General features: G+C 66.1%; 17 protein-coding genes. 5 read left to right on the top strand and 12 right to left on the bottom strand.

All coding sequences use genetic code 11. The annotated features are described in order from the left end of the window. Positions 1 to 19: 19 nt before the first annotated feature. The 11 genes from nagZ to trpE form a co-directional block, all read right to left on the bottom strand. Positions 20 to 1,501, bottom strand: a complete 1,482-nt coding sequence (nagZ, locus tag BMY53_RS18180; protein ID WP_255370269.1) for a beta-N-acetylhexosaminidase — start codon at positions 1,499 to 1,501, stop codon at positions 20 to 22. 74 nt (positions 1,502 to 1,575) lie between these two features. Then, positions 1,576 to 2,586, bottom strand: coding sequence for an SIS domain-containing protein (locus BMY53_RS18185; protein ID WP_092947898.1), 1,011 nt, complete (start codon positions 2,584 to 2,586; stop codon positions 1,576 to 1,578). Continuing rightward, a complete protein-coding gene (gene nagA, locus BMY53_RS18190; RefSeq protein WP_092947899.1) occupies positions 2,579 to 3,718 on the bottom strand; it encodes an N-acetylglucosamine-6-phosphate deacetylase in 1,140 nt (379 codons plus the stop codon). Before nagA ends, BMY53_RS18185 begins: the two co-directional genes overlap by 8 nt. Then, the gene (locus BMY53_RS18195; RefSeq protein ID WP_092947900.1) at positions 3,715 to 4,458 is read right to left on the bottom strand and encodes a GntR family transcriptional regulator; all 744 of its coding nucleotides are present in this window, start codon (positions 4,456 to 4,458) and stop codon (positions 3,715 to 3,717) included. The genes nagA and BMY53_RS18195 overlap by 4 nt, the downstream gene beginning before the upstream one ends. A gap of 14 nt (positions 4,459 to 4,472) precedes the next feature. After that, positions 4,473 to 5,417 (bottom strand): glucosamine kinase nucleotide-binding domain-containing protein, encoded by a 945-nt coding sequence (locus BMY53_RS18200; protein WP_092947901.1) that lies wholly within the window; start codon positions 5,415 to 5,417, stop codon positions 4,473 to 4,475. A 231-nt stretch (positions 5,418 to 5,648) separates the two neighbouring features. Then, complete coding sequence (locus BMY53_RS18205; RefSeq protein ID WP_092947902.1) at positions 5,649 to 6,350, bottom strand: uracil-DNA glycosylase; 702 nt, start codon at positions 6,348 to 6,350, stop codon at positions 5,649 to 5,651. 16 nt (positions 6,351 to 6,366) lie between these two features. Next, on the bottom strand, positions 6,367 to 7,158 hold the full coding sequence (trpC, locus tag BMY53_RS18210) for an indole-3-glycerol phosphate synthase TrpC (RefSeq protein WP_092947903.1): 792 nt from the start codon (positions 7,156 to 7,158) through the stop codon (positions 6,367 to 6,369). Next, positions 7,151 to 8,185 carry an anthranilate phosphoribosyltransferase gene (trpD, locus tag BMY53_RS18215; protein ID WP_092947904.1) on the bottom strand — a complete coding sequence of 345 codons (1,035 nt, stop codon included), beginning with the start codon at positions 8,183 to 8,185 and terminating at the stop codon, positions 7,151 to 7,153. Before trpD ends, trpC begins: the two co-directional genes overlap by 8 nt. A gap of 4 nt (positions 8,186 to 8,189) precedes the next feature. After that, positions 8,190 to 9,260: a low-specificity L-threonine aldolase gene (ltaE, locus tag BMY53_RS18220; RefSeq protein ID WP_092947905.1), complete on the bottom strand. Its 1,071-nt coding sequence runs from the start codon at positions 9,258 to 9,260 to the stop codon at positions 8,190 to 8,192. After that, positions 9,257 to 9,841: an anthranilate synthase component II gene (locus BMY53_RS18225; protein ID WP_092947906.1), complete on the bottom strand. Its 585-nt coding sequence runs from the start codon at positions 9,839 to 9,841 to the stop codon at positions 9,257 to 9,259. The genes ltaE and BMY53_RS18225 overlap by 4 nt, the downstream gene beginning before the upstream one ends. Positions 9,842 to 9,862: 21 nt before the next feature. After that, entirely contained in the window at positions 9,863 to 11,347 is a 1,485-nt protein-coding gene (trpE, locus tag BMY53_RS18230; protein ID WP_092947907.1) for an anthranilate synthase component I, read from the bottom strand. A gap of 488 nt (positions 11,348 to 11,835) precedes the next feature. Between trpE and BMY53_RS18235 the strand changes: the two genes are divergently transcribed. After that, positions 11,836 to 12,510: a chalcone isomerase family protein gene (locus BMY53_RS18235; protein WP_255370270.1), complete on the top strand. Its 675-nt coding sequence runs from the start codon at positions 11,836 to 11,838 to the stop codon at positions 12,508 to 12,510. A gap of 40 nt (positions 12,511 to 12,550) precedes the next feature. Here the strand turns inward: BMY53_RS18235 and gph are convergent, their stop codons facing one another. Continuing rightward, positions 12,551 to 13,213 carry a phosphoglycolate phosphatase gene (gph, locus tag BMY53_RS18240; protein WP_255370271.1) on the bottom strand — a complete coding sequence of 221 codons (663 nt, stop codon included), beginning with the start codon at positions 13,211 to 13,213 and terminating at the stop codon, positions 12,551 to 12,553. A 316-nt stretch (positions 13,214 to 13,529) separates the two neighbouring features. Between gph and BMY53_RS18245 the strand changes: the two genes are divergently transcribed. From BMY53_RS18245 to BMY53_RS18260, 4 genes are read left to right on the top strand one after another with little or no spacing between them, the layout of a single operon-like run. After that, positions 13,530 to 14,876 carry an FAD-dependent oxidoreductase gene (locus BMY53_RS18245; RefSeq protein WP_177200937.1) on the top strand — a complete coding sequence of 449 codons (1,347 nt, stop codon included), beginning with the start codon at positions 13,530 to 13,532 and terminating at the stop codon, positions 14,874 to 14,876. 2 nt (positions 14,877 to 14,878) lie between these two features. Continuing rightward, positions 14,879 to 15,259: a YybH family protein gene (locus BMY53_RS18250; protein WP_092947910.1), complete on the top strand. Its 381-nt coding sequence runs from the start codon at positions 14,879 to 14,881 to the stop codon at positions 15,257 to 15,259. After that, positions 15,256 to 18,246: an AMP-binding protein gene (locus tag BMY53_RS18255; RefSeq protein ID WP_092947911.1), complete on the top strand. Its 2,991-nt coding sequence runs from the start codon at positions 15,256 to 15,258 to the stop codon at positions 18,244 to 18,246. Before BMY53_RS18250 ends, BMY53_RS18255 begins: the two co-directional genes overlap by 4 nt. Further along, on the top strand, positions 18,231 to 20,861 hold the full coding sequence (locus tag BMY53_RS18260; protein WP_092947912.1) for a lantibiotic dehydratase: 2,631 nt from the start codon (positions 18,231 to 18,233) through the stop codon (positions 20,859 to 20,861). Before BMY53_RS18255 ends, BMY53_RS18260 begins: the two co-directional genes overlap by 16 nt. Position 20,862: the final 1 nt, after the last annotated feature.

The following is a 20,862-nucleotide window of genomic DNA, read 5'->3' on the forward strand; positions in this document are numbered from 1 at the left end:
AGGTCGGTTCGCGTTCGTATCAATCCAGCGTCACGGGCGCCAGGCCTGGCGCCACCGCCTTGCCCTGCATCCAGTCACGCAGCGAGGCCAGCGCACCATCGGCATAACCCCAGCTGATCAACGTTGGTGCCGCCACATCCAAAGCCTGGAACGGGTTCCACAGCACCAGGTGCAGATCCGGCGCCCAGGTGCGCGCCTGCGCGCCATACCGCGCACGGTGCGTCGATGCCAGCACGGTAAAACGCCCGTCGCTCGGCACGTCGGCCCAGTCCAGCGTGGTGATGTCGTCCAGCGACACGAATTCCACATCGGTGTGGCCGCTGAAGAGCGCCCGCACCTGCTCGCCGGTCGGCCCCGCTTCGGAGACACCATCGGTGGGCACTTCATCCTGCACCAGCACCCGCAGCGGCTGATCCTGCGCCGGCGCCGCCGCCCCACGCAGCGCGCACAGGCCCGCCGCCCACGCGCGGCGCATCAAGGCGTCGTCGGCCGCCCGCACCTCGCCGTCATAGTCGTCTGTCCGCACCGGATAGGCGGCGGCCATGCGGTCCAGGCGCCCGGCCGCTTCGAGGGCGCGCGCCGCATCGATGTCACCACGGTCCAGGCCCTGGCGCAGCGCGTCGATCGCCTGCGCCTGCTCGGCCAGCGAGCCCTGCGCCAGGATCATGTCGGCGCCGGCATTGATCGCCAGCACCGCCGCCCGTGCGTAGCCATAACGGTCGGCAATGGCCTTCATCATCAGCGCGTCGGTGATGACCACCCCGTCATAGCCCAGTTCGTCACGCAAGATGCCGCCCAAAATAATGCGGGACAAGGTGGCCGGGTAGTCCGGATCGATGGCGGGATAAACGATGTGCGCCGTCATCACCGAAGGCGCCGCATCGCGCAAGGCCCGGAACGGCTGGAGCTCCAGCGCATCCAGTTCGGCGCGGGTCTTCTCCACCGTTGGCAGGTCCAGGTGGGAATCCACATGGGTATCCCCGTGGCCCGGGAAATGCTTGATGCAACACGCCACACCCGCCGCCAGCGAGCCCTGCATCCAGGCCCCCGCCAGCCGCGTCACGGTATCGGCCGTCTCGCCGAAGCTGCGCTCGGCGATGACCGGGTTGGCCGGGTTGTTGTTGATGTCCACCACCGGCGCGAAGTTCCAGTTGATGCCGATGCCGCGCAGCCCGCGCGCCACCGCCGCCCCCACCTGGGTGGCCAGTGCTTCGTCACTCGCCGCGCCCAGCGCCATGGCGGACGGGGGCTGGGGAAGGAAGGTGGCACGCACCACCGAGCCCCCCTCCTGGTCCAGGCCGATCAGCGCCTGCGGGCCCATCACCTCGCGCAAACGGCGAGTGAGCTGGCGGACCTCGGCCTCGGTCCCCAGGTTCTTGCGAAACAGGCAGACCGCACGGATGCGGTGCTGCCGCAGGAAATCCGCCGTGGCCTCGTCCAGCGCCTTGCCGGCGATGTCCACCATCACCAATCGGCCGGGATCAATGCTTGTCATGCTCATGACTCTCTCTTGCCGCCAGGGCCCGCGGGCGCCTGGCCTCGTGAACTGCCAGCGCCCGAGGGCGCCTGCGCGCTTCAGTGCGTCTTCGTGACCTTCGCCAGATGGCGGGGCTGGTCCGGATTGAGTCCTCGCGCCTGCGCCAGGGCTTCCACCATCGGATAGAAACTCTGCACCGCCGCAATCGGGTCCAGGTCCTCACTGCCGGTGCAGGTCAGTGCCAGCTCCGCTCCAGGTGTGCCTTCGGGGGCGGCCAGCAACACCCGCGCACCGCGGCCGCGCATCTCATCCGCCAACGCCAGCAGCCCGGCCTGTGCCGGGCCACGCGGCGCAAATACCAGCAGCGGATAACCCTCTTCCACCAGGGCCATCGGGCCATGTTTGACCTCGGCCCCAGAGAACGCCTCGGCCTGGATGCCGCAGGTCTCCTTGAACTTGAGCGCCGCCTCCAGCGCGATGGGCAGCGACGTGCCGCGGCCAATCACGAACAGCTTGTCCGCCTCCTTGAGCACATCCACCGCCACATCCCAACGCTGCCGCGCCGCTCGCTCCAGCGCCTGCGGCAGGTCCTGGATGGCTGCGCCCAGGTCCTGATCGTCCTGCCACGCCGCCACCAGGCGGGCACCCGCCAGCAGTTGGGTGATGTAGCTCTTGGTTGCCGCCACGCTGCGCTCCACGCCGGCATGCAGCGAGAACACGTGCTCCGCCGCCGCCGCCAGCGGCGAGCCGTCGGCATTCACAAAGGCCACGGTACGTGCGCCGTTGGCGCGAAAGTATTCGGTGGGAGACACCAGGTCCGGGCTCTGGCCCGACTGCGAGAACGCCAGCGACATCAAGCCCTGGCTTTCAATGCGGCTCTGATAGAGCGTGATCAGCGACATCGGCAGCGAAGTCACCAGCCGCCCCAGCCGCGCCATCACCAGATAGGCCAGGTAGTGGGCGGCATGGTCGGAGCTGCCCCGCGCCACCGTGAGCACGGAACTCGGTGGCTGCTCACGCAGCGCGCGCCCCAGCGTCAGGTAAGACTGTTGATCGGCGGCCAGCTGGCGCGCCACGGCCTGTGGCGCACTCAGCGCCTCTTCAAGCATTCGCGAGGTCAATTGATTCCCCTTCCACGACCACGCGTTGCAACTGCAAGCCACGGTCCAACACCACCACATCAGCCCAGGCGCCCGGCTTCAGCCGGCCCCGGTCCTCCAACGCCAGGAAGTCCGCCGCGTGGGTCGATACCCGCCGCGACGCCTCCTCGATCTCCAGCCCCAGCTTCAGCACCAGGTTGCGCAGCGCCTGGTCCATGGTCAGCGTGGAGCCCGCCAAGGTTCCATCGGGCAGACGCACGCCGCCCAGGCACTTGGTCACCTTGTGCCGGCCCAGCCGGTATTCACCGTCCGGCATGCCCGCCGCAGCGGTCGAGTCGGTCACACAGAACAGACAGGGGATGCTGCGCAGCGCCACCCGGATCGCGCCCGGATGCACATGCAGCAGGTCCGGAATGACCTCCGCATAGCGCGCATGGGCCAACGCAGCCCCCACCATGCCAGGCTCGCGGTGATGCAGCCCCGTCATGGCGTTGAAGAGATGGGTGAAGCCGCCGGCTCCGCGCGCCAGCGCCGCCACGCCGTCCTCGTAGGTGCCCAGCGTGTGGCCGATCTGCACCTGGAAGCCGGCCTCGCGCAGTTGCGCCACCAGGTCCAGATGCCCCGGCAGCTCGGGGGCGAGCGTGATCAGGCGGATGGGCGCGATGTCGTGCAACGCACGCACCTCATCCAGGGCCGCCGCTCTTGCGAAGTCGGGCTGCGCGCCCAGCTTGCCGGGGTTGATGTAGGGGCCTTCCAGGTGCACGCCCAGCACCCGGGCCCTGCCGGTGGTGCGCTGGTGGCAGGCATCGCTCAAGGCCACCATGGCCGCGCGGATCTCTTCCATCGGCGCCGTCATCGTGGTGGCCAGCAGAGAGGTCGTGCCGAACCGCGCATGCAGCCGGGCCATCTCGCTGACAGCGTCGCCGCCCTCCATCGTGTCGTGCCCGCCGCCGCCATGCACATGCAGGTCAATGAAACCCGGCAGCACGATGGGCAGGTCCTGGGCGCCGTGGCGCACCTCGTACTCGCCGACCGCCGTACCGTCGATACGGCGGATGCGGCCTTCCTGATGCTCCAGCACACCGCGGATGAATCCGTCAGGCGTCAGAATGAATCCGTCGATATGCTGGGCTTGTGTCATCCGTCGCGCCTCATCTCCGCGACGAAGTCGTAGTAATCGCTGCGGCAGTACGAATGGGTCAGCTCCACCGCCTGACCCTGGTCCAGATAGCCCACACGCGTGATGAACAGCACCGCCTGGCCCACCGGAACTTCCAGCAGACCGGCCAGCCGCGAATCCGCGTTGATGGCACGAATGTGTTGCAGCGCCCGCACCGGCGCCCCGCCCAGACGGGCCAGATGCTCATACAGGGAACTGTCGACCTTCAGCGGGTCAGGCAGCACGGCCTCGGGCAGCACGCTGAGTTCATAGGCCATCACCACCTGGTCGGCCAGGCGCAGACGCTCCAGGCGCGCCACCCGTTGGCCGGTGGTCAGCCCCAGGGAAAGCTGCTCGTCCGGCGCCGCCATGGCAAAGCCACGGGTCAGCCAGCGGCTGCTCGGCTTGAAGCCGCGTTGATGCAATTCCTCGGAGAAGCTGGTCAGGCGCGAAAGCGGCTGCTCCAGCTTGGGCGCGATGTAGTTGCCGGAACCGCGCTTGCGCACGATGAGGCCCTGCTCCACCAGCCGGTCGATGGCCTTGCGGGCCGTGACACGGGAAAGGTCCAACGTTTCGGACAGCACCCGCTCGGAGGGCAGTGCCTCGTCCGCCTGGTACTGGCCCTCACGGATGGCCTGCGCCAGCTTGTGGGCCAACTGCATGTACAGCGGCGAAGCGGCTGCGGGATCGGGCTTGAATTGGAAGGGCAGCTTAGTGCTCATCGGGCGGTTCTCGATCAACGTGAGTCAGAGAGCGCGCCACGGACCAGCCGCAGCGCCCCGTCAGCCGAGTCGCCTTGAGGCGACACGCAACGGGCCCGAATGTTGCCTGAGAAAAGCGCACCCAACCGCTGTGCCACGCTGCCCGCCAGGGACAGCGGCAGCTGTTGTGTCGGGTCCAGCGCCAGCGCCAGCGCCTCCAGCTCGCCCACGGCGGCCTCAACCAGCGCCTGTGCGGCAGGGTCGGCCTGAGCCTGCTCAAACACCAGCGGTGCCAGCTGTGCATAGGCATGCTGTCCGGCCTTGGCCACCCAGGCGGAGACAGCATCCCGGTCCAGCGCATGCCGGGCGCCCGCGGCGGCCCAGACCGCACGCGCCAGCGGCCCTGCGGCCGCACGCCCATCCATCGCCTTCTGCGCCACGCGCATGGCCTGGATGCCCAGCCAGGCGCCACTGCCTTCATCCCCGCCAATCCAGCCCCAGCCGCTGACACACACCAGCGAACCATCGCTGCGCAGCGCCTCGCCCACCGTGCCGGTACCGGCTGCAATCACCCCCCCGGGCTGGCCCGCATGCGCGCCGAGCACCGTGGTGGTGCCGTCGTTGACCAGTTCGAGATGGGCATACCCCGGTTGGCGCGCCACGAATGCCTGCGCCTGCGCGACCACACCAGCGCCCGAAAGCCCCAGGCCGATGGCCGTCTCGGCCAGCACCAGTGTCGCCAGGCCCGCTTGCCCGGCCGCTTCCTGCACGGCTTCCTGGATATGGCACCAGGCCTGATCCACCCCTTGGCCCAGCGCGGACGGGCCCGCCTGGCCCTGCCCCAGCAACCGGCCGTACCGGTCACAGAGCCGCACCCGCGTCCCCGTGCCGCCCCCATCCACGCCCACCAAATGGCGCACGGTGGCGTATTGCGGTTGAAGGGGAGCCGTCCAGATGTCGGCCAGGGTGTCAGCTGTCATGATTAATACCAGTTTAGTACCAAAAAACGGAGATCGTCAATTGGTAGCGCACTGGACTTAACCCTGAGACTGCATCAAACCGATGCGGCCCCGCATCTGCGCCGCTGTATCACGATGGACACGAGGAGAAACAATGCGCAGAGGTGCGTTTCATCCAAGGCGCGGGCTGCGTAACCACAACCGTACCAGTTGGCGACGACTTGAGTATGAGGATCAGCCCGTAGACAGGGGTCAGTCCAGGGTCCAGTCGAACTCGGCGCCCTGCTCCCGCAGCCAATGGCGTGCCGTGGAGAAGTGGCCGCAGCCGATGAAGGGCGCCGGCCCCCGCGTGGCGGAGAGGGGCGAGGGGTGATTGGCCTGCAGCACCAGGTGCTGGGCACCCGCTGCCTGGATCAGGCCGGCCTTGGCCTGCGCATGGGCACCCCACAGCAGATAGACCTTGGGGGCGGGATCCCTGGCGGTGGCCTCGATGAGCGCATCCGTCAGCGACTCCCAGCCCTTCTTGGCATGGCTGCCCGCCTGTCCGTCTTCCACGGTCAGGCTGGTGTTGAGCAGCAGCACGCCGCGGCGCGCCCATGCCCCCAGGTGGCCGGACATGGCAGGCTGCTGGCCCAGATCGCGCAGCAGTTCCTTGAAGATATTGCGCAGCGAGGGCGGCACCTTCTCGCCCGGCGGCACGGAGAACGCCAGGCCTTCAGCCTGACCCGGGCCGTGGTAAGGGTCCTGGCCAACGATCACCACCTTGACGGCGGACAGCGGTGTGAGCCGCAACGCCCGCAACGGGTCCACTGGATAGATGACGGCGCCCGCTGCCTGCCGCTCCCGCAGCAGCGCCCGCACACGCTGGCCATCAGCACTGTCAAGCCAGCGGTCCACACTGACCTGCCAGCCCCCGTCGACCTGCCAGTCGATACCGTCAGTCGCGAGTGTCATCCGTACGTGTGCGTCATCAGTTGAACAGCGCCGCCAAGGCGGCACCCGGGTCGTCGGCCCGCATGAAGGCCTCGCCCACCAGGAAGGCATGCACGTCCGCGTCGCGCATGCGCGCCACATCGGCCGGGCCGAGGATGCCGGATTCCGTCACCAGCAGCCGGTCAGCCGGCACCTGCGCCAGCAGGCCCAGCGTGGTGTCCAGCATCACCTCGAAGGTCTTGAGGTTGCGGTTGTTGATGCCCACCAACGGCGTCTTCAGACGCAGCGCTCGCGACAGCTCGTCGCCGTCATGCACTTCCACCAGCACGTCCAGGCCCAGCCCCAGCGCACAGTCCTCCAGCTCGGCCATCTGGCCATCGTCCAGGCTGGCGGCAATCAGCAAGATGCAGTCCGCCCCCATCGCGCGGGCCTCGTAGACCTGGTAGGGGTCCACCATGAAATCCTTGCGCAGTACCGGCAGCGCACACGCCGCGCGGGCCGCCTGCAGGTAGGCGACGTCGCCCTGGAAGAAGGGTTTGTCCGTCAGCACGCTCAGGCAGGCCGCACCGTGCTGCTCGTAGCTGCGAGCAATGGCGGCGGGCTGGAAGTCCTCCCGCAGCACACCCTTGCTGGGGCTGGCTTTCTTCACCTCGGCAATGACCGCACTGCGGCCTGCGGCGATGGCGCGGCGCAGCGAGGCGCCAAAACCTCGCGTCGGCTCCGTGCGGGCTTCGGCCTCGGCACGCAGCCGTTCCAGCGGCTTCAGCGCACGGGCGGCTGCAACCTCTTCACGCTTGACCGCGTTGATCCGGTCCAGGATGTCAGCCATTTGCCGCCTCCTGGGTCGCCGCCACGAACTGGTCCAGCTTGGCACGGGCGGCACCACTGCTGATGACCTCACGCGCCTTGCCAATGCCTGCGGCAATGCTGTCCACGACGTTCGCGGCATACAGCGTGGCACCGGCGTTCAGCAGCACGATGTCCCGGGCCGGGCCGGCCTCGTCGGCCAGCACGCCCAGCAAGATGCGCCGGCTCTCTTCCGGGCCGCTGACCCGCAAGTTGCGGCTGGCCACCATGTGCAGGCCGAAGTCCTCGGGATGAATCTCGTATTCACGAATCTCGCCGTTGCGCAGTTCTCCCACCATGGTGGAGGCGCCCAACGAAATCTCGTCCATGCCGTCCTTGCCATACACCACCACGGCATGCTCGGCGCCCAGGCGTTGCATCACCCGCACCTGGATGCCCACCAGGTCCGGATGGAACACGCCCATCAGGATGTTGGTGGCGCCGGCCGGATTCGTCAGCGGGCCCAGGATGTTGAAGATGGTGCGCACGCCCAGTTCCTTGCGCACCGGCGCGATGTTCTTCATCGCGGGGTGGTGGTTGGGCGCGAACATGAAACCGATGCCGGTCTTGTGCACGCAATCCGCCACCGCCTGCGGCGACAGCGACAGCACCACACCCAGCGCTTCCAGCACATCGGCGCTGCCGGTCTTGCTGGAGACACTGCGGTTGCCGTGCTTGGCGATCTGCGCGCCGGCGGCCGCAGCCACGAACATCGAGCAGGTGGAAATATTGAAGGTGTGGGCGCCGTCGCCCCCCGTGCCCACCACATCCACCAGGTGTGGCCCGGGTGCGAGCGGCACCTTCACCGAGAACTCGCGCATGACCTGCGCCGCAGCGGTGATCTCGCCGATGGTTTCCTTCTTGACCCGCAGGCCGATGAGGATGGCCGCTGCCGTCACCGGAGAGATGTCACCACTCATGATGCGGCGCATCAGGGCCAGCATCTCGTCGTGGAAGATTTCGCGGTGCTCAATGACCCGGGTCAAGGCTTCGTTGTCGGTCATGGCCATGGCCTCAGGCTCCCGTGCGCAGGCAGTGCTCGCGGACCGCCGCGACGGCGCGATCCACCCCCTCGGCATCCACATCCAGATGGGTGACGAAGCGCAGGCGGTACAGGCCGGTGGCCAGCACGCCCCGCTGCTTCAGGTGGTCCAGCAGGCCCGCGCCACGCGCCGGCTCGATGTCCACAAAAACGATATTGGTCTGCGGCGTTTCCACGCTGACGCCCGGCAGGCCCTGCAGCCCCTCGGCCAGGCGCTGCGCCAGGGCGTGGTCATCCGCCAGGCGCCGCACGTGGTGGGTCAGCGCGTGGTGCGCGGCGGCTGCCAGGACACCCGCCTGACGCAAGCCCCCGCCCACCATCTTGCGCCAGCGGTGCGCACGCCCGATGAACTCCCGCGACCCGCACAACACAGAACCTACGGGCGCACCCAGCCCCTTGGAGAAACACACCGACACGCTGTCGAAATGGCTGCAGATGCGGCGCGCCGCCGCATACGGGTCGCCCGCATCCACGGCCACCGCTGCATTGAAAAGCCGCGCGCCATCCAGGTGCCGCGCCAGGCCGCGGCGTTGGGCCAGCGCCGTGGCTTCCGCCAGGTAGGCCATGGGCAGCACCTTGCCGCCAATGGTGTTCTCCAGCGCCAGCAGGCGTGTGCGCGCAAAGTGGGCGTCGTCCGGCTTGATGTTGGCTTCGATGTCCGCCAGCGGCAATGAGCCGTCCGGCGCATGGTTCAAGGGCTGCGGCTGGATGGAGCCCAGCACGGCCGCACCACCGCCTTCCCAGCGGTAGGTGTGCGCCATCTGGCCCACGATGTATTCATCACCGCGCTGGCAATGGCTCATCAGGCCGCACAAGTTGCTCTGCGTGCCGCTGGCCATGAACAGCGCCGCCTCGAACCCCAGCGCCTCGGCGAGCGCGTCCTGCAGGGCGTTGACCGTGGGGTCGTCACCAAAGACGTCGTCACCCAGCGGTGCCGCCAGCATCGCGGCGCGCATGGCGGCGGTCGGCTGGGTGACGGTATCGCTGCGCAGGTCCACCACCCGGCGGGCCGTGGCGTGGGTCAGGGGAACATGAGGGCTCATCGGGCCAGCTCCAGGAAATTGCCCAGCATGGCATGGCCATGTTGCGACAAGATGGATTCGGGATGGAACTGCACGCCTTCCAGCGGCGTCGCCGTTCCGGCGAAACCGCGATGGCGAACGCCCATGATCTCGCCGTCCTCGCTGCGGGCGGTGACCTCCAGGTCGTCCGGCAGCGTGGCCTGCTCGATGGCCAGCGAGTGGTAGCGGATCACGCTGAACTGCTCGGGCAGATCACTGAAGACGCCCTGGCGGTCGGTGGTGATGGTGCTGGCCTTGCCATGCATTTGAACCTGGGCCCGCACGATGCGCCCCCCCAGGGCGGCGCCGATGCTCTGGTGGCCCAGGCAGACGCCCAGGATGGGCAACCGGCCCTTGAAGCGTTCGATGGCCGGCACGCAGACGCCGGCCTCCTTGGGCGTGCACGGGCCGGGCGAGAGCACCAGATGGCTGGGGCGCAGGGCCTCGATTTCGTCCAGGGTGATCTGGTCGTTGCGCACCACCTTGACCTCGGCACCCAGCTCGGCGAAGTACTGCACCAGGTTGAAGGTGAAGCTGTCGTAGTTGTCGATCATCAGCAGCATGTCGTCACTCCTTCTTCAGCTTCAGAAACCTTCTTCGACCAGCTCGGCCGCGCGCACCAGTGCGCGCGCCTTGGCTTCGGTCTCTTTCCATTCCAGCTCGGGCACCGAATCCGCCACGATGCCGGCCGCCGCCTGCACGTACAGCACCTGGTTCATGACCACGCCGGTCCGGATGGCAATTGCCAGGTCCATGTCACCGCCGAAGCTCAGGTAGCCGCAGGCGCCGCCATAGATGCCGCGCTTGACCGGCTCCAGCTGGTCGATGATTTCCATCGCACGGACCTTGGGGGCGCCAGACAAGGTGCCGGCGGGGAAGCTGGCGCGAAACACATCCATGTTGCCGACGCCAGGCTTCAACAGCCCTTCCACATTGCTCACGATGTGCATCACATGCGAGTAGCGCTCCACCGCGAAGGCATCGGTGACCTTGACCGTGCCGGTCTGGGCGATCCGACCGATGTCGTTGCGGGCCAGGTCGATCAGCATCAGGTGCTCGGCACGTTCCTTCGGGTCGGCCTTCAGTTCCACTTCCAGCGCCTGGTCCAGTTCCGGTGTGCCGCCCCGCGGGCGGGTGCCGGCCAGCGGGCGGATGGTCACCTTGCGGCCCTCCGGTGTCTGCTCCTGGCGCACCAGGATCTCGGGCGAGGCGCCGACGATCTGGAAGTCCCCCATGTCATAGAAGTACATGTAGGGGCTGGGGTTGAGCGAGCGCAGCGCGCGGTAGAGGCTCAGCGGCGATTCCGTATAGCGCTTCTTCAGGCGCTGCCCGAAGACGATCTGCATGCAGTCGCCGGCGGCAATGAATTCCTTGGCGCGATCCACGGCGGCGAGGAAGTCGGCCTTGGCGAACTCGCGCTCCACCGGATGGGCCTGCCCCCGCAGCACCCGCGGGGCGGCCACCGAGTAGCTGAGCTTGTCGCGCAGTTCGGTCAGCCGCTTCTTGGCCTTGAAATAGGCCTCCGGCTGGCCGGGGTCCGCATACACGATCAGGTAGAGCTTGCCCGACAGGTTGTCGATCACCGCCAGCTCTTCGCACTGCAGCAGCATCACATCCGGCGTGGGCAGGCCACCGGCGGGGGTGGAGGCGGCCAGGCGCGGCTCGATGTAGCGCACGGCGTCGTAGCCGAAATAGCCGGCAAGACCGCCGCAGAAGCGGGGCAGGCCGGGCCGCAGGGCCACCTTGAAGCGCTGCTGATAGGCCTCGATGAAGGCCAGTGGGTCGCCCTCGTGCGTCTCGACCACCGCGCCATCACGAATGATGCGGGTGGAGCGGCCCTCGCTCTTGAGCACCGTGCGGGCCGGCAGGCCAATGAAGGAGTAGCGGCCAAAGCGTTCACCGCCCACCACCGATTCCAGCAGGAAGCTGTGGCGGCCCTGGCCATTGCCGGCGCAGAGCTTGAGGTACAGCGACAGGGGGGTTTCCAGATCGGCGAAGGCTTCGCTGATCAACGGAATACGGTTGTAGCCTTCAGCGGCCAGGCTCTGGAATTCCAGTTCGGTCATCACGTCGTCAAACCTTTCGTCTGTCGCGAGGCGAGCCGTGTGACGGCATCAAGCGCGCGCGAGCGTAGTCTCAGGTCGCCTGTTGGACCTGCCCCGGGCGGTCAAGGGCGTCCAAGGGTGCAAGCGGTGCACCGCAGTGCAGAAGATCGGTGCAGCAGGTGTGCTGGTGGTCCCCTGTTCGCCGGAACCTCTGGTGGAGGAAGGGCGGTGGGCGGCAAGCATCAAGCTCGCGGCGGGGCCAACATCAAAGTGGGCACCAAAGCAGACACCAAAGCAAACATCAGGCGGCTTCAGGTGAAGTCGTGCGGGCGTCGCCAGGGCCAGGCTCCCCGGTCGTTCGACCCCTTGATGTGCTTGCGCGTGATAAACATGGTGGGGCAGTGTAGCAGGATGACTCCCGATGGTGGCCAGCCTGCGGCTTATCGGATACTGTTTCGCAGAGCCGGTCACTCATACGAACCGGCCGATCCTCGAGGAGGAAGGAGAGAGACATGAAACTTACCTTCATCGCTGCCACGGTCCTGGCGGCTTCTTCCCTGTGGTCCCTGCCCTTGATGGCGCAGGTGCAATCAGGTCCCAGTGCTTCGGGCTCGGTGCCGCCCGCAGCGTCCAACCCTGCGGCGGCCACGCCCGCGCCGGTCGTCAACCCGATTGAAGTGGCGGGTGTGAAGTACGAGGGCAATGCGGAAGTGGCGGGCCAGCGGCTGGTGCTCAACGGCGCCGGCATCCGCTACAAGGCCATCTTCAAGGTTTACACGGCCGGGCTCTATCTGAGTGCGCGGGCCAACACCCCGGAGGGTGTGCTGGCCAACAATGGCCCCAAGCGGCTGCACATCCAGATGCTGCGGGATATCGATGGCGAGGAACTGGGCAAGCTCTTCACCAAGGGCATGGAGCAGAACGCCACGCCGCAGGAATTTGCCAACGCCATCAATGGCGTGTTGCGCATGGCAGAAATCTTCACGCAGAAGAAGAAACTCAACACCGGGGAGTCCTTCGGGGTGGATTACATCCCGGGCACCGGCACGGTGGTCTTCGTCAACGGCAAGCTGATGCCAGGCGAACCCATCAAGGAGGCCGCCTTCTTCAACCTGCTGCTCAAGATCTGGCTCGGCAAGTCGCCGGCTGACAACGGGTTGAAGACGGCGTTGTTGGGCGGCAAGTAAGCCAACACGGCCTGGCTCCCGCGAGCCGGGCTTGCGCAGCTCAGCCCTGGACCAGCTCGTCGAGCCGGTCCAGGTAGATGCGCGCGGGCACCTCGCGAATCGGCTGGCCATGGTTGTAGCCATAACTCACCAGCGCCACCGGGCAGCCGGCCGCGTCGGCAGCGCGCGCGTCATTGCTGGAGTCCCCCACCATCCAGGTGGTGGCGGGCGCAGTGCCCAGTGCTTCACAGGTCTTGAGCAGCGGCAACGGGTCGGGCTTCTTGCGCGCGAAGTCATCACCGCCGAACACCCGGTCGAAATAGCGGTCCAGGCCCTTGCGTTTGAGCAGCTCGCGGGCAAACGCGGCCGGCTTGTTGGTCAGGCAGGCCATCGGCAACCCTAGCGCGCGCAGCCGCGTGAGCCCCTCCACCACGCCAGGGAACACATCGGCATGGTGGCCATTCAGGCGCTCGTAATGGCGCTGGTAGAGCGCCCACGCCTGCTCATACCGGTCTTGCGTCCCGCCCACTTCCGTGAGCACGCTGCGGATCAGATGCTCACTGCCCTGCCCGATGGTCAGCTCGATGAACTCGCGCGAGACGCCGGGCAAGCCCATGTCGTCCAGCACGTGGGCCAGCACCACGACGAAATCACCCAGCGTGTCGACCAGGGTGCCGTCGAGGTCGATCATGAAACCGGTGGGGGCGGGGTGGCAGGACGTCATGGCGGTCATCGCTGAGAAATGGGGTGGGCGCGGGATCATCGCACGCAGTGGCGACTGACATGCTCGGCACCATGGCCGACCTATTAGTACGAAACTACGCGACGAGGTATGTAAGACCTGACAGTGTTACTGACCCATAGTTTCTGCTATTGGCTTTCGTGGGAGATGGGCCTTCCTCGATAACACAGGTTTAATGGCAAATTGATGGCAGCGCCCCCGGCCTTTGAGTGGGTGGTAGTTTCCCTTCCCTCCAATTGGTTGGTTGACTCTTGCATATGCTTAAGTGAACATCGAATAAGAGTTGAGGGAGAAAAGCGTGAACACACGCCATGCCATAGTGGTCGGAGGTGGAACCGCCGGCTTGATCGCTGCTATTTCGCTCGTACGCCTTGCCGGAATCCGGGTGACGGTCATCCGCTCTTCGGATATCGGCCACATCATGGTGGGAGAAGGTACCTTCTCCTCCACCCCGCGCCTTCTTCACGACGTCCTGGGGATACCTCGGCCTGAATTTTTCGACAAGGTAAACCCGACCTGGAAGCTGGGAATTCATTTCCTGTGGGGCAATCGTCCCTACTTTGATTTCCCATTTTCCTTTGCGGTAAGCCATGACAACCAGATCCTCCCGGGTACCGAGAAGCCCTGGGGCTACTACAACCTGGATGAGCATCTGGGGCGCTACACAACGGTTTCAAATACCGACCCCGCCGTACTGGCCAAGATGCAGAGCGGAATCGGCTATCACTTCGAGAATCAACGATTCGTCGAATACCTCGAAGGCTTCTTCACGGCGTCTGGCGGCCAGCTCCTCGAGGGCAAGGTGACCGACGTCGTCACTGGGGACCACGGCATCGCCTATCTGCGGACGGCCGATGGCCGCCAACTGGACGCGGACCTGTTCATTGACGCATCCGGCTTTTCTGGACGCCTGATCCACGGCGCCATGGCGGAACCCTATGTCCCAATGAGCGACCGGCTGTTTTGCGACACAGCGGTGGTAGGCGGATGGCGCCGCGGAGAAGATGAGCCCATCAAACCCTACACCACCGCAGAAACCTTCAGTTCTGGCTGGTGCTGGCAGATCGAGCACGAAACCATCGTGAACCGTGGTTATGTGTACAGCTCTAAATACCAGACACCCGAAGCTGCCGCTGCGGAGTATCTCAGCAAAAATCCGAAAGTAGATCCTGGCCGGTTGCGGACGGTTCCGTTCGAATCCCGTCGAATTCGCCGCGCCTGGGTTAAAAATGTCGTAGCGATCGGGAACTCTTGTGGCTTTGTAGAGCCACTGGAAGCAACGAATATCCAGCTGATTTGCGAACAGAGTATCGAACTGGCTCGACTTTTGACGCAAGAGGACGTGTCAAAAGCGTCCGACGAATATAACGGACGGGTGGTTGAACAGTGGAATGACATCTGCGACTTTCTGTCTCTTCACTATAAATTCAACGACCGCCTGGACACTCCATTCTGGAGAATGGCACAAGAAAAGACCAGCTTGGGGAAGCTCGATGCTTACGTCCAGCGTTACTTGACGCACGGCCCCATGCTGTATGACGACGCCGCCGGACAAAAATACATGTTTGGAGCAGACGGAAACCTCGCCATTCTGCTCGGCATGGGGGTTCCCTGGGCGGAGTCGCCCGCCGTTCGGCGGAGGTAACCATGGACTTGCAGTCAATGGTGCTGGCCCGACTCAGGGACAGCGATGAAGCCTGGGCGCGTGGTGATGTTCCGGCCTTCATGTCCATTTTTGCGCCGGAGGTTACCAGTGTGTCGGCCAGCGGTATTTCCATCGGGCATAGCACCCTGGCTTCCCGGTTGGTCCATGCCTATGGCGTCAGGCTGGACGGCAGCCTCGTGACCACCGTCGAGGAAATACGCACTTTGGCGGACGACATCGCCACCGTCTGCGGCCGCTTTGAACTTCATCGCGTCGGTGCCGCCGGCATCCACGGCTGCTTCAGCCAAGTCTGGTTGCGCGACGCGCAAAGCCTGCGGGTCGTCCTGGACCATGCCACGCTCTCTCCAGGGCCGAACCCATGAACAGCCCGGTGCTCCGCCGTGTGTCTCGTGAGCAGGAGGCCATGCGGCTCGCCATGCAAGCAGACCTGGCGCCCGCTCACGCCTATTTGCTGCCGCGCGCGTGGATCGTCCATGGTCCGTTGGCGCTGCCTGAGTTCGGCCGTGCATGGAGAGCCGTCGTGCAAGAGCATCCACTGCTCACCTCCCGGTTGGTGCTGGTGGATGGGGAGCACTGCGTGGCCGAGACGATCTGCCCCGCCCCGGAATTCCGGATCCTGGATGTGCCGGAAGGCGGGCAGTGGTCCCCATCCGTTGAGCGGGTGCAGCGGGAAGCTGCCACCGATCCGCTTGACCCGTACCAGGCCCTGAGCCGGATACGCATCTACCGCATGGCTTCGCAATGCCATCTGATCTTCATCACACTGCATCATCTGATCGCAGATGCCACGGCGTTCGGGCAACTGGCGACGTCGCTGGCCCGCGCCTATGCCGCCGAGGTGGCCACATGCAGCCTCCCGTTTGAAGCGGCCGGGGAGGCCGGCACGACGTCCCCGTGGTCGCCCGCCGAGCAGGCGTGGCCGCATGACCGGGCGGCCACCACCGTTCTCGACGAAGCGCTCGCTGAACGGCTGGCGGCTTGCGCCCGGTCGCTGGGCGTCAGCAGGTTTTCGGTCCTGGCTACTGCATGGCAATTGCATCTCATGACGCAGGTGGGGCACACGCGGGTGCAGGTTCACTATGCCCATCGCATGCCTGGCGCGCCGAAGGATCAGGTGGACTGCGCGGTGGCACTGCGCACCTTGCAGCCGCAGCTCAATGCCGCGGTGCTTCCCTGGCAGGACTTCTGCCTGCAAACATGGCACCAACTGAGCCAGGCGGCTCAGCCAGGCGCAGCCGGTACTGCCGCGACAGCGTGGGGCTGGGGCATCAACAAGAACATCCACTTCCACACCCCCATGGCGCTACCGGGTCTGGCCGTGGTGGAACTGCAGCGCGTCGTGGTGAACAACCCCATCCAGCGCAATCTGTCCGTCATCACGCTGGACGGGCGCCCGAACCTGCTGCTGGAGAGCAATGTCGGGAGCGACGATTCGCAGGCGCTTCGGCACATGCTCTCGGGCTACCTTCAGATGTTGGCGCGGATGCTCGCAGCGCAACCACACCAGCGGGTGCGGGAGCTGGTAGGCCCGCTGTTCTGCCCGCCGCGGAGCGCCTCCAGTGCCGAGATACCCGCGCTGCCCGCATGGACCAGCGGCGGTCTGACCGAGCGCCTGGCTGCACTGGCGCGCGTGAAGCCCGATGCGATCGCGGTGGAACATGGCGACTGCACGCTGTCCTACCGGGATCTCGACACCCAGACGCAGCGATGCCGCCTGCGGCTGTTGGCCATGGGCGTCACGGCGGGCGACGTGGTCGCCGCGTCTATGCCCGCAGGCATTGCGCCGGTGGTGCTGTTTCTCGCCCTGCTGTCGATGGAAGCGGTGTACGCCCCCATGCCGGCAACCGCATCGAAGGATTATCTGGAGAGCCTGCGCAAGGTCGTCGCGGCCCGCTGGGTGCTGGGGCCTGCCGACCTTGACGATCGATCCCCGTTGCCGGATGGATCGACCGCGTCAACGCCGGCGTCGGACCGGCACGCTGGCCAGGTGGCCGCGTACTGCCTGACAACATCAGGTTCCAGCGGTCAGCCCAAGCCAGTGCTGGTCCCTCAATCGGCGATCGTCAATCTGCTGCAGGACTGGCAGGACCATGTGCAAGGGCCTGCGCTTGGGCAGAGCAAGGGGGCGGGGGATAGCACGAATGGATGGCGCCATTCCTGGTGGACCGAACCAACCTTCGACGTCAGCATTTGGGAAATGCTGGTGCCGCTCATGTCAGGCGGCACGCTGGTCATTGTGCCGGTGGAGCATCGACAGGAAGCGCGCGAATTGCTTGACTGGATGAGTCATGCCCGGATCGATATTGCTTATCTGCCCCCGCATGTCGTGCGAGACCTGCCGAACGCCTTGACCCCCACGGCATGCCTCCCACGCCTCTTCCTGACGGGCGTGGAGCCGCTGGATGAAGCCTCCGTGGCCGGTGTCCTGACGGGCCCGCGCCTGGTCAATGGTTATGGCCCGACCGAGGCCACGGTCTATGCGACTCGCTACGCCCAGGACCTGCAGGCCGTCTCGCGCCGCATCGCTATCGGCGCAGCCATCACCAACACCCAGGTGCGAGTGCTCGATCCACAACTGCGCAACTGCCCCATCGGCGAGCCGGGCATCCTGCATATCAGCGGCCCGGGCCTGGCGCTGGGATATCCGGGGCGTAGCCGCGCCACGGCGGCCGCCTTCGTGCCCGATCCGTTTGGCCCCCCAGGCTCACGTATGTACGTCACCGGGGACGTGGGACGGTACCGGGATGACGGGCAGATCGAATACTTGCGCCGCGCCGATCGCCAGGCCAAGGTCAATGGTGTACGCGTGGAGCCGGACCAGATCGAAATCGCCGCCCAGTGCCAGGCGGGGGTGACTCAGGCGCGGGCCGTGGTCACTCGAGCGTCCGGCCACGACTGTCTGACGCTGTTCGTGGCCGGGTTGGCGGAAGCGGGCCTGCCGTCGCTCCAGAAGGTGCTTGAGGGCCGGCTGCCCCCCTACCTCCGACCGCATCAGGTGCTGCGCCTCGCGACCTTCCCCCTCACCGCCCACGGCAAGGTGGACGACATGGCGTTGCGGTCCATGGCCGAGCAACAGCGCCCGACCATTTCAATGGCAAATCTCCAGGCCGGCCTATCGCATGTCACGTCGCAACTTTCGGACACACCCTCGGCCACCATCTGCGCCGAACTGACCCGCCTGGCCAGCCGCCCGGTGAGTGCCGACACCGGGCTCAGCAGCCTGGGACTGTCCTCGCTCTCCATCATCACGCTGATCGAACGCTTGAAGACGCAGGGCATTTCGCTTCGGTTCTCACACTTCCATCGTTGCCGTAATGTCAAGGAGTTGGCGGCATGCAGCCATCGTTGAACGCCACCGCCGTGAAGCAGGAGGGGGACTGCGCGGTTGGATTGATCGGCCTCGAAGAGGGCACATGGTGCTTCGCCACATCGATCCTGCTGCGCGCCTCAGGTTTCCCAGCGGACAGGGTGCTTAGGCTGTCGCCTGACGAAGCACTGCCACGAGCCTGCGATGCCGTGCTGGAGGCCGAGGCGGCGCTCACGGACGCCCTGGATGCGCTCGACCGGCAGACCGAGTCGCTGCTGGCGCCAGTGCTTCAGGCGGCACGCGCCGGCAAGCTGAGCCGGGATGCGGCACGCGCGGCGACCCGAGAACACCGCCACGCGGTGGCTCGCCTCAAGGCGGGTGAGACGGTTGTCCTCGGCCATTCCGACCTGCAAGCCATCGGCGCAGCGGTGGTGAGCGCCCGGGCGCAGCACGTCGCGGCCATGGCCCGGCTGCAACAGGTCGTTGAACAAGACACCGAACGGCTGCGGCAGGTTCTCCGCGAGACGGTGGACGACCGTATGCAGACAGCCATTCTCTGGCAGAACCCCGAGGCGTTCCGCCACGCCGTCCTGCCTTGGCTGGAGGGCCGCGACAGCTCACCCAAGAAATGCCGGGAGCGCGAGCAACTGCTGCTGGCACTGATTCAGCGGTATGCCGTCAAGAACGACACCATCGGCTTCTTCGGTCCGGTGAACTGGGCTCATCTAGTGCCGACGCCGGAGGGTTCGCCACCGCACGGGCGGGATGTAGAAGGAATCGCCTTGGCGGAGGTGTTCTTCGAGGACTGGGCGATGGTGGCACTGGTCGCTGAGCTCACGCGGGATGACGACTACCTGCTGCTGAAGACCGCGCGCCGGGCGCCACAGATCGCCTTGCGTGACGGTGCACTGTGCTTTCCCGGGGGCCACCGCGTGGAGCTGCCGGAACTCGATCAGCGGCTGTGGGAAGGCTGCAACGGGCGCACCCCGGTGGCCTCGTTGATCAATCGCATGCTCCGCAATCCCTATCTGGCTTGCACCCGGGAACAGGTGGTGCAAAGGCTTTGCACGATGCGAGACAAGCGCTGGCTCCACGTCAGCATGCCCATTCCGACACGTGAGCCACGTCCAGAGCGCTGGCTGCAGGCCTACCTGGATCGCAACGCCGAAAGGGCGGGCGACTCTTCGCCGCAGGCCCAAGCGCTGATGGCCGCCGTACAGCCGCTGGTGCTCGCCAGGGACCGCCTCGCGCAGGCTCGTGAAGCCCAGGAACTCATGCGGGCACAGTCCGCCATGGGCGAGATCTTCCAGGCACTTGGCGGGCAGCAATCCACACGGCTGGCGGGGAGCCATTACGCAGGCCGCACCCTCGCCTATCAGGACTGTCTCTCGTCGAGGGATGTGGCGATCTCTCTGCCTGAGCATCGAACGGTCTTCCAGTCCCTGGACCTTGTCATGCAGTGTGCCGGATGGTTTATCGACGAGATCTGGGCATTGGTCAGTAAGCGGCTCCAGGACCGCCATGCCCAACTGGCACCTGGGGGGCTGCGCGTCAACTTGGCGGACTATTGGCCGCAGGTGGAGTCGCTGTTCTTCGGCGATGAGCTAGATCTGAGCCCGCTGCAGCAGCGTCTGCAACAAGCGCTTTCCGATTGTCTGGACGTCGCCCCTGCAGCTGGCGGCGCACTTCCGATCGCAGAGGTGGGACGACGGGTGCAGCAACGATTTTCGACACCTGGCGCCTGGGCAGGCCCCACTGGCATGGTGTGCCCCGACCTGTTGCTGGCCTCGCTGCCGGCGGTCGATGGCCACCGGCGTGACGACTACGCCGCCGTGCTGGGAGAGATCCACATCGGCGGCCTGACCCTGTGCACCAACGGCTTTTCCAGCCTCACCCGCCACGGTGAGGCCCTGGCCCGCCTGAGGGACGACCTGACTGGACAGCGCCGTGTAGCCTCGGTGCTGAACGGTATCGACGGAGGCCGGCCGATCCGCACGCAGTGGCGCGAATCCCCGGGCACGACGGAAATCCTGTTTTCCTTTGGTGCCATACCGGATGACGGAAACCCGCATCACGCTATCGCGGATCTCTGGATCGGTCCCGCAAAGGACGGCGGCGAGGCGCTGGAGATCACGAACACCGCCGATTCCGAGCGATTCTCCCTGGCGGAAATCTTCGGCGACTTCCTCTTTGCACGCATCGCCAACGCGTTCAAGCTCGGCACGGAGGAAGCACATCAGCCTCGTGTCACGGTGGGCCCCCTGGTCTGGATCCGCGAGAGCTGGCGTCTACCCGCCGCACGCATGAGCGACATCGCCGAGGCCAGCAGCGCGCGGGCCATTGTGGAGCTCACGCGCCTCCGCCGTGATCTTGGGTTGCCGCAACGTGTCTTCCTCAAGCTTAAAAACGAGCCCAAGCCCGTGTTCATGGACTTGGTCAGCCCGCCCTTCATTGCACTGCTCCAGTCGATGCTGCGTCGCCAACTCAGGGCGGACCCGCAGGCAATGCTGGTCTTCTCCGAAGTACTGCCCGACATGGACCGGCTGTGGCTGTCCGATCGGAACACGGGCCAGGTCTACACCAGCGAGCTTCGTCTGGCCGCCTTCGCGCGCCGACATCTGCCGCCACAGGCCTCACGTGACCTGATTCGTTGCTGAC

Origin of the sequence: Roseateles sp. YR242, from assembly GCF_900109745.1 — a bacterium.
Classification (GTDB): Bacteria; Pseudomonadota; Gammaproteobacteria; order Burkholderiales; family Burkholderiaceae_C; genus Roseateles.